This window comes from uncultured Campylobacter sp. (assembly GCF_938002845.1).
Classification (GTDB): Bacteria; Campylobacterota; Campylobacteria; order Campylobacterales; family Campylobacteraceae; genus Campylobacter_B.
Window position 1 is genome coordinate 14,098 of sequence record NZ_CALKZP010000057.1, and the last position, 14,990, is coordinate 29,087.

The window sequence follows — 14,990 nt, forward strand, 5'->3', positions numbered from 1 at the left end:
AGGTAATTATTGCTAAATTTGCCTAAAATAGGCATTAAACGCTTCATTTACAAAGATAGATCCTGCTTTACCGCAGCCGGCGCGCGATAAAATTCCGCTCGCTTGCGCCCGCACGATATAAAATTTCGCTTCGCTTGTAAAGCCGCGCAAAATTATTTTTTTGCTAAGCTTTTAGAATTTTAGCCCAATAATGTTGCTTAATTAAGTATATTTTTTATACACTTACAAAAAATTTTAGTATTTCAAAGGAGGCGAAATGTCCGAATCGCCTAAATATAAAAAATCCGAAATTCGCTGTAAGCTCATTTTAGACGCGGCGCTGGAGCTGTTTTTAGCCAAAGGCTACGAGGCTACGAGCTTAAGCGATATCATCGAGCTTAGCGGCGGCTCGCTATCGTCGGTTTATAAGTATTTTGATAACAAAGAAAGCCTATTTTTGCGCATCATCGAACTGCAAAGCAAAAAGCTTGATGAGCGAATGAACGAACGCATGCGAATCAACAAAGACCTAAAATTGCGTGAGTATCTGCAGGAGTTTGCAGGGATTTATCTGGAGTTTCTTTTCGCTCCGGAGGCTATAAAATTCTACCGGCTGATACTTTTCAGCGGCTTTAACGGCGCGCTTAGCGAGAGCCCAAAAATCTTTTTAAAAAGCGGCGTGCTAGGTTCGCCGAATGCGCTGGATGAGTATTTGGCGGCGCATGCGGACGAGTTTGCGCCCGGACGCACGGCAAAAAGCCTGGCGCTATATTTTTGCTTTTTACTTAGAGAGCCGCATTTTAGCAGGCTGCTGTTTTTCGACGAAAAGCTAAATTTCAAAGCGAGCGAGCTAATCAAGGACCGCATCGATATGTTTTTGCTGGGCGTAAAAAAACGCTAATAGCAGAATTTTACGGCGTAAATTCCGCGCTTTCGCGACTTTAAATTTTATGAGCGGTTTGGGGTTTAGAATTTGATTCTATCTGTTACCAAGCGCTATAAAACGCCGCATATCCCGCGCTTAAAATTTTAATTCTATCGATGCAGAATTTTTGAAATGATTAGAGCTGAAATTTTTATTTTCCGTATTAAATTCCGTGCCGCAGTTAGAATTTTGCCGTTAAATTTCGCGCCGCTTGCCTGCGCCTTTAAATTTGCGCCACTCAGATTTTAAATTTAATAAAACCTCTTATAATCCAGCGAAATTTTAGATCAAAAGGATTAAAAATGGATTATGATATCATCGTAATAGGCTTTGGCAAGGCGGGCAAAACCCTTGCCGCAAAATCCGCTGCGCTAGGTAAAAAGGTCGCTCTCATCGAGCGCTCACCGCAGATGTACGGCGGCACCTGCATCAACGTAGGCTGCATCCCGACCAAGCGGCTAGTTACCGCGAGCAAGGAAGCTGGCTTCGTAAATTTCAGCGTGCTCGGAGAGTATTTCGTACTGAGTATGCAGAAAAAGGACGAGCTCGTAGAGGCGCTGAGGGCGAAAAATTTAGCCATGCTAAAGGGAAGCCCAAATATCGACGTAATCGATGGCAAGGGCTCATTTACGAGCGCGAATTCCGTGCGTGTGCTAAGCCCGGACGGACAAACGCGCGAAATTTCGGCAGAAACGATCGTCGTAAATACGGGCTCGAGGGAGGTCGAGCCTAGCTTTGAGGTAAGCTCGCAGATCGCTTATAGTAGCGAAGAAATTTTAAATTTAAAGATCCTGCCGAAGCATCTAGTAATCATCGGCGGCGGATTTATCGGGCTTGAGTTTGCTTCGATGTTTGCGGGATTCGGCTCGAAAGTTAGCGTGCTGATGCGATCGAAATTTATGAAAAACGAGGATGAGGACGTGGCTGCTAGCGTCAAATCCGCTCTGCAGGCCCAAGGCGTGGAGATTATCGAAGACTGCGAGTTTTTGAGCTTAAAGGGCGACGAGCTAAAATTTAACCTCGCGGGCGAGAGCAGGGTGATCGCGGCGGATGCGTTTTTATATGCCCTCGGTCGTCGCGCGAATACGGGTGAGCTAAATTTAGTCGCTGCGGGGGTGCAGACGGACGCGCACGGCAATATCATCACGAATGAGCATCTGCAAAGCTCGACTGCTGGCATCTACGCAGCAGGCGACGTGCGCGGCGGCGAGATGTTTACCTACACTAGCTTAGATGATTTTAGGATAATTTTTAGCGCGCTTTTCGGAGACGGCGCGCGCACTACGAAAAACCGCGCGCCGCATGCAAGTGTGCTGTTTACCCGCACGCCGCTAGCTCGCATCGGCCTTAGCGAGAGGCAGGCAAGAGAGAGTGGGCGCGAGATCAAGGTGCTGAAGCTTTCGATGGCAGCGGTGCCCGGCGCCAAAGTCGTAGCGCACGACGAGGGAATGATGAAAGCGGTCGTGGACGCGGCTAGCGGCGAAATTTTAGGCGCGGCGCTTCACTGCGTAAACGCGCACGAGATCGTTAATGAGCTGGCGATCGCCATGGCGCTGGGCGCGAAGGCGGATTTTTTCAAAAATCAAATTTTTACGCATCCTAGCATCAGCGAAGCGCTGAACGATCTTTTCGGACAGTTTTAAATTTGAAATTTAACGGCGCTCGGGCTTAGGGATGCCCAGGCGCCTAGGCGTAAATTTATCATAAAATTTAATGCGCCGGAGTGGGTTAAATTTGGAGCGAGTTAATAATTTGAGCTCTTGCCGTCCGCTTCTTTCTTGGCTACCAAAGTTGGCTATAAAAAGAAATGATTGAAATAGTTAATTGATAAAATATTCTCGTTTAGGAATAGCAAGATCGCAATCTATTCGGCACTCGGTAAGAGTATGCGGATAAAATTTCTTCTCACAGTTTATACAGGCGAAAACGATTTCGTCCGTCGCTTCATTCAACATAACTCTATAATCGCTAGGCGACCATTGCGGGCATTCGCACGCCAAGTCCAAATCCACGCTAACTACCAAGCTGTCAAATACAATCGAGTTTAATTCCTCGTAGACTAGTCTTAAGCTCTTTTGATCTTTCAATGCTCTAATTTTATTTATCAAGCGGTATCTGTCCGATTTGATGATCTTTACGCCAAAAAGATCCTTCGCTTTTCCGTCGCCGTAAATCGATAGCTCGGTCGGATAATCTTTAAAATTTAATTTTAGTAGCCCGTCCAAACCGCAACCGTCGTATTCTTTCATAAGAAACAAAATTTTATTTTCCATGAACCATGTCGCTATACAGCAACATACTTGCTCGGGATTAAAAGGATGTAGATTTAAAATTCTATTTTCTAACGATAAACACAAATTTCTAATTTTGGGCTGCATTATTTAATTATTTTAACGGCCAAATTTTAGATTATACTATCTCTACCGATATTTGAGCGTCGATTTTGCCGCCATTTTCTTTTAAAATTTCAGGAAATCCCAATTTTATAATCTGCTCTTCACAGAGGCTATAAGAATAGTGGATATTTGACTCTATGCTCAGCGGAGCGACTATTTTCGCAACTTCGCTAAAAGGCAGCTTAACGTCCAATAACGCCACGTAAAAGGCGTCCTTATCGCTATCAAAGACATTTATATAGCAGCCTTTTATATTTTTATCGCCGCTATTTGGAGCCTTGATTATTCTTTCATGGCCGGCAGAGGAACCAAAGAAGTATGAAAAACCGGGCTTAACCATATCAAGGCATCCAAAAGATCTCATCTGCTCTATGTTTAAGCTATAGCCATATACATAATAAGGATCGTCTGCATCCGATTTTACGATTTGTTTTATGTCTTCCAAATCAAGATCTATTTGCCGCGAATCGGCGTAGCTCTCATCGATACCGAAAGATGTTATATCATAATATGTCTTATAATACATATCGCGTATATGAAATTTAATCCGCTTATCTCTTAAAAGCTTTGGATCTATTTTTAGACCGAGTTTTTGCGCGTCCGATTTCGCAATCAATTCAGGCTTGAATATAAATTCTTTGCCAAAACGACCGCTTTGCCCTTTTGGAATTTTAAGTCCATAGAGTTCCCGTCCATCTCTTACCGGAAAAAGATAACGGAAAATACCTTTTATGCTTTTCATTTTTGAATCCTTCTTGTTTTATTTGCTTTCTCAACCCGCTTTAAATTTACGTTATGCTCGCTTGGATACTCTGCACGTATTGAAATTTATACCTTAAGGCGGCGCCTATCTTTTATACGGTATTATATCGCTCTTTTTTACAAATACCTTTATATCGCTGCACTTTTCAACGACCTCGCACCACTTATCATCGCAGTGGTTAATTACAAATATAGGATAATCGGGTCTTGCCAAAACATCATTTTCATTTTTGGATACATAGGTTCTATATTCTCCCTCATAAAAATAACTATATTTATGCCTATCCTTAAACCAATACATATTCTTTTGAGCGGATTTATCATCGGCGCCGGCGCATTTGGCGGCATATTTCATAAAATACGGCTCACACCCGCAAAAGAACAATAACAATATAAAAGATATAAAATATTTCACAGCTCTCCTTTCAAGTATAAAATTAATATCTTTTTACTATATCGTCTTTCTTTACGAAATACTCTTTTTGACCGCAAGGATAGTAAATTTTACACCATTCGCCTTTGCAGGATTGGATAGGGATGACCATCTCATCATAATAAGCAAATTCCTCTTTATCTTCTATAGAAAATTTTACGAATAACGCCGTCTTTAAATTTATATATAATTTTTTGATCTATTTTTTCGCCGCATTCGCCGTAAAAGGTACCGTCTACGTGCTTTGCAAAAGTGATTTTATGCCCTAAAATCGTAGGACTGCACCCATATAGGCATAATGCGACAAAAGATATAACAAAATTTCTCATCTCTCCTCCTACTTAAAATGCGCCCTATCTTTTATTTGGATACATTAGGCTATTAAATACCGCTATAGAAATTATGGCTGATACTAATGTCAAAATTTTCATCTTATTTTCGCCCCCTTTGTCAGAATTTTATTTATAACGCCTTATAATATTCCTTGCAAATACATACGTAATTTTAAAATTTTATACCTTAAGACTGCGCCTATCTTTTAAAATTTTATTCCTCGTCGCGCCGATTTTGCACCCTCTTTAGCCACTCTTTTTCAAATTTAAAATATTTCTCAAGCCTTTTATTCTTTTCTATTTGATCCGATTTTCTATCTCGGCATAATCTTGCAGTTCGCCTCCGCATTTAGGGCAAATACTCCTATCTTTAATGCCTAAGAAATTTACTCATATTTTTGAAATTTTGTCGTAATTCTCCTGTAAAATTTTACTTAAATTTGGCTTCAGTCGTTTAAAATTTTATCTCTTTAAAATTTACGCAGACACGAGCAGACGAGGAGTCGCCGCGATAAATTTAAAGTCAAATTTTATTTCTAGCCATCTTTCAATTTGTTTCTTATCTTTGATGTATTAAATCCCGCCTCGTTTCATTTGCAAATTTGAAACGTATTTCTAAAAAGGAAAAACAATGAGCGAAAGAAATTTACAAATTTTAGGTTGGGCGGGCACATGCCTGTCGGTCATCATGTACGTATCCTATGTGCCGAATATAATGGCAAATTTAGACGGCAACAAAGTCCCGTTTCTCCAGCCGCTAGCAGCTGCGGTAAACTGCACGATATAGCTTAGCTACGGGCTGCTAAAGCCTAAAAAGGACTATCCGCTCGCCGCAGCGAATTTCCCGGGGATCATCTTTGGGCTGCTAACCGCAATAACGGCGCTTTAAACCCAAAGAATTCACGCCACCACCGCGCAGTTGAGCCTCTGCTAACCGCAATAACGGCGCTTTAAACCGCCTTTAGCGGCTTAATAAATTTCAAAATCGCCCGCGCCGCACCTTGTATGCCGCGTCTGTACAGCGCGCCCACCTGCCACGCTGAGTCCGAGCTAACTTGTCGCAAGCGTACCCGCACCTCACATATCCATTACGGCACGGCTTTGAAATTTTGCAAAATCGCCCGCGCCGCATTCAAATCCGCCGAATTTAAATAACTTTTATACAAAATTTGATAAGCTTATTTTGATTAAAATTTTATCTTTAAAAGGACGAAAAATGAAAAAGGTCATCACTTGCGTCGATCAAAATGCGCTTGCCCCAGCGGTTAGAGATTACGGAATTTATGTCGCTAAAACCTTGGGTGCCGAGCTCGTGTTTATTCACGTGGTTGAAATCCCGGAGCTTGGCGAGAATTTTTATGGGCTAGCCGCAGGCGGGATCGTCCTAGGAGAGAATGATATCCTTGCAAATAGCTACGGAAGTCCCACACTAGGCGGCGTGGATGCAGAAAAAGACCACGAAGAAGCTGAAGCGATGCTGGATGAATATATCTGCGCTGCGACTGCTGCAGGTGTAAAGGCAAGTAAAATCATTAAAGATGGCGATTTCATCGACGTTATCGCTGAGTACAAGGAGGAAGCTGAAATTTTTGTACTCGGTATCAAGGGCTCAAATAACGAGGACGTAGGCTTTAACGCAAGCGTGCTGATAAAGGAGCTTCACGTGCCGTCGCTGCTCGTGAATAAGGAATTTTCACCGATAAACTCTGTACTCATCGCGTTTGACGGCACTGACGCGGCGAAACGCACGCTTGAGTTTATAAAGAGCTCAAAGCTTCTTGCGAGCGCACATAAACATGTCTTGCACATCAATCTCGATGCCGCAGAGGGCGAGCGGATGCTGGATCTAGCGCGCGAAATTTTAGGCACTCAAAACGCCACTTTCAAATACATCCAAGCCGAAGTTCCCGCCGATGAGATCATCAAATATCGCCGCGCCAATAACCTCGATCTGATCGCTACCGGTGCCTTTACGAAGGGCTTTTTCAAAAAGCTCTTTTTAGGCAGCGTCTCCGAGGACATCTTGCACAATGCGCTTGTACCGGTGCTAGTGCTATCATAATCGCAAGACCAAACGCCGATAAACGCTAAATTCCGTCGCTTACGTTATTTTAAAGCGGCGGAATTTTAGAATTTTAAATTTTTAAATCCTTTGTTTTTCAAATTCATATACTTTTTAAAATTTATATAAATTTTGCTTAAAAATTCGTCAATATATCTTATTAAATTCCCTTAAATTAGTAATTACATATAAAATTTTATGATTTAGTTTATTAAAAATTTTATTATTATTTAAGAGGAATTGTAAGATAATCCCGCCAGTAAATTGATATAGATTATAAAATCTAAAAAGTATTTTTATGAAAAAGGGTAGAATTTTACTTTCTTTTGCACTACTTTGCTCGCCGTTTTGGCTTACTGCGGCGCAAAAATAGCGGCGCTTCTCAAGGTCAATCCGCTACCGCAAGCTCTGCCTCTAAAATTTCGTCATCGCAAAGCTCGCGTGCAGCCGCCGCATCGCGGAGCTCCGCGCCGCCTGCTTCAAATTTAGCCTCTAATAGTGCGGCGACGCAAAGCTCTGCGCAAAAGCCTGGAAGTCGCCCTACCACTGTAAATTCCGCGCCGCAGGGCAACGCCGTCGTAAGCCCCGCCACTAAAGACATTGCACAAAATTCCGCGCCGCAAAGCGGTAGCGCGGCAAATTCTACGCTGCAGGGCTCAGACGGCGATAATCTCGGCACCATAAACGTCACGGGCAAGGCCGATCTATTGACAACCGAAGGCACCGGTATGTATACGACCGATAATATGAATACCGCTACGGGCCTTGATCTAAGCATCCGCCAGACGCCTCAAACTGTTTCCGTCGTACCCGATCAGCTCATAAAGGATTTGAGCCTTACCAAGGTCGACGACGCGCTAAATTACGTACCGGGTATTACCGCTACTAGCAGATTCGGTATGAATTTGCCGATTTCAAGGGGATTTAACATCGATAATATCCAAGAAGACGGCATGCAATCCACTACTGCGCTTGCGGCGCAGGGGCTTTACGGGCAGTCTAAGGAGCACACGGATTTGGCGTTTTACGACCGCGTCGAAGTTTTACGCGGCGTCGCGGGTCTTACGCAGAGCAACGGCGAGCCCGGCGGAACTATAAATTTAGTAAGAAAGCGTCCTCAAAAGGAGTTTGGAGCAAATTTATCGCTAAGTGCGGGCAGTTATGATTATTATCGCGGCAGCGTGGACGTGACGGGCGGCTTAAACGAAAGCGGCTCGCTCCGAGGACGGCTCATCGGCGTAAGCGGCAAGGAGGGCTCTTATAGAGATCTACAAGGCACCGAGCGTGGCGCGGCATCGGCGATGGTGGGAGCTGATCTAGGAGATTTTAGCGAAATTTTAGCTGGCGTGATCTATCAAAAAACGAGAAGCGTTTACGATCCTTTCGGTATCCCCGTAATGGATAACGACGGCAACGCGTTAAATTTAAGCAAAAGAACGACCTTTATATCGGATTGGAGTAGGTCGGTTTATGAAAAATATAATACGTTTTTGGAACTAAATCATAAATTTAGCGATAATATCAAGGCTTACGCCAAACTAAACTATACTCACAGCGAGAGCTTGTTGAAATTCGGCAGCTGGCACGGAGTGGGTAGGGATCCTGCGAGCAGATACATAGGCTATGACAGATACGACAACGGCAGTAAAGAGCTAAGCTTTCAAGTAGGTAGCGATATAAACTATGAGCTGTTCGGACAGAGCCATGTTTTTTTATAAACGCCACCGCGTCGAAGGAGAGATTCGCGCAGCACGATAGAGACGTTTACGGCGGCGCAGCGGGATTGACATATGAGAGCTTTAATAAGGGGCTTATAAACAACGAGCCTAATTGGAATGATACGACCGCGCTATGCGCGCTTGGAACCCGCTGCTACAATCTTTACTACACGACTAAAATTTATCAGCAGATGGTTGCGATGGGCACGAGATATAATTTTAACGATGATTGGCATCTGCTCGTAGGCGGCAGATATTCAAGGCTAAAGCGAGAAAGCGCTACGGATAACTATCGCACGGGTCGCCACAGCGAAGACGATATCGTTAAAAAACACAAGATCACGCCTTACGTGGGGCTTACGTGGGATTTTTCGAGAGATCATTCGCTATATGCGAGCTATGCCGAAATTTATAAACCTCAAACCGCTAGGGATAGAAACGAAAAAATTCTAGAGCCGATCGTAGGCTATAACGCCGAAGTGGGCTTGAAGTCGGAATTTTTCGACAGCGCGCTAAATACGACCGTAGCTTTCTTTCAGATCGAGCAGGAAAATAGAGCCGTTACCGACTACGATTATTACGACGCTACGGGTCTAAGCAGATCGGTAGCTAGCGGCAAAGTCAGATCCAGAGGCTTTGACATAGAAGCAAACGGTGCAATTACCGACGAGTGGAAAGTATTCGGAGGCTACACCTACAATAAAAGCGAGTATATGAAGGACGAGAGGCGTTTTGCGGCGCTAAGCAACGTCGATTACCGCAAGGGTGCCAATGCCAAGCCTTGGATCCCTAAGCGTATGTTTAAGCTCTACAGCAGCTACGAAATTCCGCTCGTAGCGCAGCAAAAGATCACTTTGGGCGCCGGATTTCGCTATCAGAGCAAGACCGACAACCAATATACCAGGCGCAGTATCTCGACGGGCGCTTATTACCCCGCTAACGACATCCCCGTACAGGGCGGCTACACGATATGGGACGCCAACGCTGCGTATGAATACAATGAGCATTTTAGTTTAAATTTATCGGTAAAAAACATAACCGACAAGCGCTACTTTATCAATCAAAATAACAGAGTAGCGGGACAAAACAACTACTACGGCGAGCCGCGGAATTTTATGCTGACGTTTAATTATAAATATTAAGGCGCCGTTTTGCTCAAAGTCTGCCCGCGCCTTGCTTTGGGCGGGATGCATAAAATTTGCGAGTAAGTCGTATTCGCAAATCTTTATGCTCTCAGATCGCGCGGGTTAGTGTCAATGCGAGCGCAGCGGGGCTTGCATGAAGGTATGAGTTGATCGGCGCTCATTAAGCTTGAGCAATCCGGTGCGCCGAAGTCTGCAGACGGTCTTTGCGCGAATAACAAGAGCGCGATTAAATTTTGCATTCGTTCGCGCGGATTTTGTACTTGCAAAGCTGCGAGTGGAGCGAGCACGCAAAGGAGCGTGAGCTAAATTTATCGCAATCCGCGCGTGGCGAGACGGGTAAAATTTAAACGAAGCCGCGGGATTAAAATTTAATTTGCGATTTGGTTGATTAGCGATTGATTAGTGCGGGCGATCCGGGCGATCGCGGGCAGGGGCGATAAATTTAATTTCGCGAAATTCCGAGCGAATTAAACGCGCAGACTTGCGAGCATAAAATCCGCTCGCGAGTCTGCGGGATCAAATTTAATCCCGCGATTTCGCTGTAATCGGCGCTAAATTTTAAAATTTAAAGAGAAAATTTGAAAACGCTAAAGCAATTTTTTGAAATTCTACGTCTGCACTGGTTCGGCAAGGGCGCGGCGAAGCTGTGGGCGCTGCTGCTGCTCGCGCTTGGTTTTAGTCTCGCTATCATCAAAATCAGCGTGCTGATGAACGCGTGGGATAAGCGCTTTTACGACGCGCTAAGCGAGCTTAAAGGCGAGCTCATTCCCGCGCTCGTGGGCGAGTTTTTGCTCTACACGGCGCTCATTGTGCTTTTCATCGTCTGTGGCAGCTGGCTTCGCAAACTGCTCGTAATCGTCTGGCACAGCGGCTAAGCGCGATGATGGAGCGCAAATGGCTACATAACGCCAACTTCTACCGCACGAGCCTTGGGAGGAATTTTAGCGCCAGGGGCGGATCAAATTTAGAAAAACCTGGCGACGTAAATTTAAACGAGCGCGCAGAGTGTTCCGCAGCCGAGGCGGACAGCGCGGCTTTACATAAAGATGCAAAGGGGTTTGAAATTTTACCGAGTACGGCGAAGCAAAATGCAGCAGAGCAAAGCGGCGCAAGCGAGAATAAAATTTCATCTAAAACTCGCGCAGATCGTGAAATTTCAAAAACGATCGCAAAGCTAGACAACCCCGATCAGCGTATCGCCGAGGACAGCTTGCTGCTCGTGCAAAAAAGCGTCGATCTCGTAAAATCGCTCGTCTACAATCTCGCCAAGCTCATCGCCTTCGTCGCGATCTTGTGGCAGGTCTCGAAGGTGCTGAAATTTGAAATTTTCGGCATGCACTTTGAGATCGAGGGCTTTTTGCTCTACGTCGCGCTCCTCTATACGCTGCTTTGTTCGCTGATTACGCATCTCATCGGGCGCAGGCTTAGGGGGTTAAATTTTGCTAAGCAGCGTGCTGAAGCCGATTACCGCTCGGATCTGCTGCTCGTGCGCGAAAACGCAGAAGCCGTGGCGTTTATGCGCGGAGAGAATGCCGAGCGCGGCCGCTTCCGCGCGAGCTTCGGCGAGATCGCTAAAAACTGGCGCAGCATCATGAATACGGAATTTCGCCTCGAATGCTTTTCGGCAAGCTACCTAAAAATCACGAATTTAATCCCGATCTTTGCCTGCTTGCCGCTGTATTTGTCGCGCGCGATGAGCTTTGGCGACATGATGCAGGCGCGCTCGGCGTTTTACAGCGTGCAGGACGGATTTGCGTGGTTTATGGACTATTATAAGCAGATTATGGAGTGGGCGGCGAGCGTGCAGAGGATCTATGAGTTCATTTCGCGCATGGACGGCGAGAGTGCAAATCTGCGTGCTTGCGTCACACAAAGCGACGAAAATTCCGCTCGTTACGAGGGCTTGTCGGTCTTTACGCCTGCGGGCGAGCCGCTGATCGAGGATCTACGTTTAGAGCTTGCGCCCGCGCAGTTTATAATGCTGCGAGGCAAGAGCGGCGCGGGCAAAAGTACGACTCTGCGCTACGCGGCGGGTCTTTGGAGATACGGTCGCGGCGAGATCAGCCTACCGCGCACGGGCGTGATGTTTATCCCGCAAAAGCCCTATCTAGCGCCGCTTAGCCTAAAAGAGCTCATTTCCTATCCGCAGCCGCCGCGCGCAGACTATGGGGAATTTTTAGAAATTTTACACCGCGTAGGACTTGAGAAATTTGCTCGTATGCTAAACTCGCGCGCCGATTACGTTAAAATTTTAAGCGGCGGGGAGGCGCAGCGGCTCAGTTTCGCACGTATTCATTACCACAAGCCGAGCTTTGTTTTTGCCGACGAGATCACGTCTGCGCTTGATTTCGCCTCGGCGCGCGAGCTGCTACTTGGTCTGCGCGTGGATCTGCCGAGGCTTGGCATGCTAGCGATCGTGCATCAAACGGGGCTTGAGGACATATTTGAGCGGACGATAGAGCTTTAAATTTTATCGTTTAAATTTCACGCTGCAGGGATTTTGCCTTTAAATTCATATATTTTTAAATCCAGATTTATTAAAATTACTCGTTTATATTAAGCGGCGATAAAATTTAGCCTAGGCGCTAAGTGTTCGCATACATGGGCATCGGCACCCGCGCGGCTAGGCGCTTGCACGCAGTCGGTGGCATAGCACCGCCATAGGTAAGTATTTACGGCGCAACGAGTAGTTCGGAAGTCGGTCGGCAGTGCGCGATCGCGATTTTGTGCGAAATTAAGTCGGTAAAATTTAAACGCGAGATAGTCTGCTCAATAATGGGCGTCTCGATAAAATTTTAAGTCGCGTGGCGATCTGTAACGTAGCAGCGCGCCAAATGAGAAGGCTACGTCAGCGGTGCGATGTGCAGGCGTAGCGATAAATCGGTAGCGCGTCGGATGGCGCGCAACACATCGGCGGCGCAGACGGCACGCCGTAGTCTAGAAGCGGAGCGGCGATACGTACCTACTCGGCGCCGTATGACATAACCTTCGCTCGGGTATATCATCATCGTAACGGCGCTACGATCGAAGCAAACAACGCTGCCGCGACGACGGATCGGCAGTACAAAGCGGCGCGGCGTGATTGCGGCGGCGACAGCATAAAATGCCGCAATATGGCAACTGCGATCGACAAGATGCGTATGTAGGGAAAGCGCAGTGCAAGTAGCGCAAACGCGCGATACGATGATGGCGATCCGCGGAGCGTATAAGTGAAGCAGCAGTGCGGGCGGCGCAATAACGCCGAGGCGATACGATAGCGGCGACCGACAAGACGTACCGGTGCAGCAGCTTAGCGCTTGCAGGCACTCCGCGTGAAGTCGCTAAATTTTAGAAACGAGACAAGGAGATTTGATGCTTAAGGCGGGGATTGTTTATAAATTTGCGCTCATCGTGCTGCTGGCTTGCGCGCTTTGCATTTTGGGCTTTTCGGGCGCCTACTTTGCGCGCGGCGAATATGACGAGACGTGGATGAGCCTGCATAAGATCGCGGGATTGGGTCTGCTTTGCGTCGCGATCTTGCATATAATCACAAGGCGAAAGAAGCTCGTAAAGCTCTGGGGCGAGTTTTTGGACGTGGTTTTGAGCCGCAAAAATCCCGGTTTTTGCAATATGGATCGCATAATCGGCGCGATCGAGCGCTATAATATCAGAGAAATCGCTAGTAAAATGGGCTTTGAGCCGGACGAGCTCGCTGAGATTTTGAAATCAAACGGCATCAAGCTTGTAAGCGCAGATCAAGGCCTGCGCGAGCTTGCGAAGTTTAACGACGAAAAAATTTTCTTCATCTTGGTGCTTTTGATCGAGGCAAAATTCGGCAAAGCGGGTGGATGTAAGGTCTAAATTTTAAAAGGCTTAATAGCCCGCGTTTGCGATCGCTTCGGCTTGAGAGTGCGCGATGAGCGGATCGATGATCTCGTCGAACAAACCGCCCGCCATGATCGCGTCTAGGCGGTAAAGTGTTAAATTTATGCGGTGGTCGCTGATGCGGTTTTGCGGATAGTTGTAGGTGCGGATACGCCCCGAGCGGTCGCCGGTGCCCACCTGATCCTTGCGATCTTTGCGCTCTTTTTCTAAGCGCTCCTGCTCCTGCATATCGTAAAGGCGCGCCTTTAGCACCTTCATCGCCGCCTCTTTGTTTTTGTGCTGGTCCTTGCCGTCTTGGTTGGTGACGACTAAACCGGTCGGGATATGAGTGATGCGAACGGCGCTATCTGTGGTATTTACGGACTGCCCGCCGTGGCCGGAGCTGCGCATAACGTCGATACGAAGGTCGTTCGGGTTGATCTGTATCTCACTATCCTCGATCTCCGGCATGACGGCGACGGTGATTGCAGAGGTATGCACCCTGCCCTGGCTCTCCGTTTCGGGGACGCGCTGCACGCGGTGAGTGCCGCCTTCAAATTTCAGCCGCGAATACGCTCCCGCGCCCTTTACGAGCAAGATCGCTTCTTTGTAGCCGCCGACGCTGCCTTCGCTAGTGCTTACGATCTCGCATTTATAGCCGCGAAGATCGGCGTAGCGCAGATACGCGCCGAGCAGATCGCCCGCAAACAGCGCCGCTTCGTCGCCGCCTGTACCGGCGCGGATCTCAAGAAAGATATTCTTATCATCGTTGGGGTCTTTCGGAAGCAGTAAAATTTTGATTTTTTCTTCGAGCTGCGGCTTTTGCATCTCTAAGCTTTTAAGCTCCTCTTTCGCTAGCTCGCCTAGATCGGCATCGCTTAGCAGGGCTTTATTTTCTTCGATCTGATTTAAAATTTTAAGATACTCGCTAGCCGCCTCTTTGATCGGCTCGATATTGCGCTGCTCCTTAGATAATGCAGTCATATTGGCGATATCTGCGGTAACTGCGGGATCGCTAAGCATGCGCGAAAGCTCGTCGTAGCGATCCAAAAAAGGCTTTAGTTTATCGGCTAGCATTTAAATTTTATGCGTAAGGGGCGCTTACGCGGCGGTTTTTAAAGAATTTACGAGTTTGGCTAGGCGGCTTACTTTTCTGCTCGCGGTCTGTTTTTTCAAAAAGCCCCTGCTTACGAAGCTGTGGAAGCTTTCATTAGCCGTTTTTAGAGCCTGAGTCGCTGCGTCTAGATCCTTGCTCTCGACCGCCTCTCTTACGGCTTTTGTAATATTTTTTACTCTGGTGCGATAAAATCTATTTCGCTCCGTTCTTTTTATGGTTTGTCTCGCGCGTTTTTCGGCGGATTTGTGATTTGCCATAACGTTCCTTTTCGGTTAAAT

At 46.6% G+C, this 14,990-nt stretch carries 15 protein-coding genes; 9 read left to right on the forward strand and 6 right to left on the reverse strand.

The genetic code is table 11. From position 1 onward, the window contains the following. Positions 1-256: 256 nt before the first annotated feature. Together Q0224_RS09805 and Q0224_RS09810 are read left to right on the forward strand one after the other, a co-directional pair. On the forward strand, positions 257-880 hold the full coding sequence (locus Q0224_RS09805) for a TetR/AcrR family transcriptional regulator (RefSeq protein WP_297950980.1): 624 nt from the start codon (positions 257-259) through the stop codon (positions 878-880). Positions 881-1,206: 326 nt separating this feature from the next. Then, positions 1,207-2,547 (forward strand): FAD-dependent oxidoreductase, encoded by a 1,341-nt coding sequence (locus Q0224_RS09810; protein WP_297950981.1) that lies wholly within the window; start codon positions 1,207-1,209, stop codon positions 2,545-2,547. 177 nt (positions 2,548-2,724) lie between these two features. Here the strand turns inward: Q0224_RS09810 and Q0224_RS09815 are convergent, their stop codons facing one another. The 4 genes from Q0224_RS09815 to Q0224_RS09830 form a co-directional block, all read right to left on the reverse strand. Next, positions 2,725-3,282 carry a hypothetical protein gene (locus Q0224_RS09815; RefSeq protein WP_297950983.1) on the reverse strand — a complete coding sequence of 186 codons (558 nt, stop codon included), beginning with the start codon at positions 3,280-3,282 and terminating at the stop codon, positions 2,725-2,727. 31 nt (positions 3,283-3,313) lie between these two features. Next, positions 3,314-4,042 carry a hypothetical protein gene (locus Q0224_RS09820; protein WP_297950985.1) on the reverse strand — a complete coding sequence of 243 codons (729 nt, stop codon included), beginning with the start codon at positions 4,040-4,042 and terminating at the stop codon, positions 3,314-3,316. 105 nt (positions 4,043-4,147) lie between these two features. Next, positions 4,148-4,477, reverse strand: a complete 330-nt coding sequence (locus Q0224_RS09825) for a hypothetical protein (RefSeq protein ID WP_297950986.1) — start codon at positions 4,475-4,477, stop codon at positions 4,148-4,150. A 155-nt stretch (positions 4,478-4,632) separates the two neighbouring features. Beyond that, on the reverse strand, positions 4,633-4,824 hold the full coding sequence (locus tag Q0224_RS09830) for a hypothetical protein (RefSeq protein WP_297950988.1): 192 nt from the start codon (positions 4,822-4,824) through the stop codon (positions 4,633-4,635). Positions 4,825-5,458: 634 nt separating this feature from the next. Between Q0224_RS09830 and Q0224_RS09835 the strand changes: the two genes are divergently transcribed. The 7 genes from Q0224_RS09835 (at position 5,459) to Q0224_RS09865 (ending at position 13,592) form a co-directional block, all read left to right on the forward strand. Next, a complete protein-coding gene (locus tag Q0224_RS09835) occupies positions 5,459-5,614 on the forward strand; it encodes a hypothetical protein (RefSeq protein ID WP_297901051.1) in 156 nt (51 codons plus the stop codon). A gap of 429 nt (positions 5,615-6,043) precedes the next feature. Continuing rightward, a complete protein-coding gene (locus Q0224_RS09840; protein ID WP_297950989.1) occupies positions 6,044-6,889 on the forward strand; it encodes a universal stress protein in 846 nt (281 codons plus the stop codon). Positions 6,890-7,215: 326 nt separating this feature from the next. Beyond that, entirely contained in the window at positions 7,216-8,607 is a 1,392-nt protein-coding gene (locus Q0224_RS09845; RefSeq protein WP_297950991.1) for a TonB-dependent receptor plug domain-containing protein, read from the forward strand. Positions 8,608-8,672: 65 nt separating this feature from the next. Next, positions 8,673-9,749: a TonB-dependent siderophore receptor gene (locus tag Q0224_RS09850; protein WP_297950993.1), complete on the forward strand. Its 1,077-nt coding sequence runs from the start codon at positions 8,673-8,675 to the stop codon at positions 9,747-9,749. Positions 9,750-10,330: 581 nt separating this feature from the next. Continuing rightward, a complete protein-coding gene (locus Q0224_RS09855; RefSeq protein ID WP_297950995.1) occupies positions 10,331-10,627 on the forward strand; it encodes a hypothetical protein in 297 nt (98 codons plus the stop codon). A gap of 8 nt (positions 10,628-10,635) precedes the next feature. Continuing rightward, a complete protein-coding gene (locus Q0224_RS09860) occupies positions 10,636-12,219 on the forward strand; it encodes an SbmA/BacA-like family transporter (protein WP_297950997.1) in 1,584 nt (527 codons plus the stop codon). A gap of 884 nt (positions 12,220-13,103) precedes the next feature. Further along, positions 13,104-13,592 (forward strand): chemotaxis protein, encoded by a 489-nt coding sequence (locus Q0224_RS09865; protein ID WP_297950999.1) that lies wholly within the window; start codon positions 13,104-13,106, stop codon positions 13,590-13,592. A 12-nt stretch (positions 13,593-13,604) separates the two neighbouring features. Here Q0224_RS09865 and prfA read toward each other — a convergent pair whose 3' ends face one another. Both prfA and rpsT read right to left on the reverse strand, forming a co-directional pair. After that, complete coding sequence (gene prfA / locus Q0224_RS09870; protein WP_297882595.1) at positions 13,605-14,672, reverse strand: peptide chain release factor 1; 1,068 nt, start codon at positions 14,670-14,672, stop codon at positions 13,605-13,607. A gap of 24 nt (positions 14,673-14,696) precedes the next feature. Beyond that, positions 14,697-14,969 carry a 30S ribosomal protein S20 gene (rpsT, locus tag Q0224_RS09875; protein WP_291938896.1) on the reverse strand — a complete coding sequence of 91 codons (273 nt, stop codon included), beginning with the start codon at positions 14,967-14,969 and terminating at the stop codon, positions 14,697-14,699. Positions 14,970-14,990: the final 21 nt, after the last annotated feature.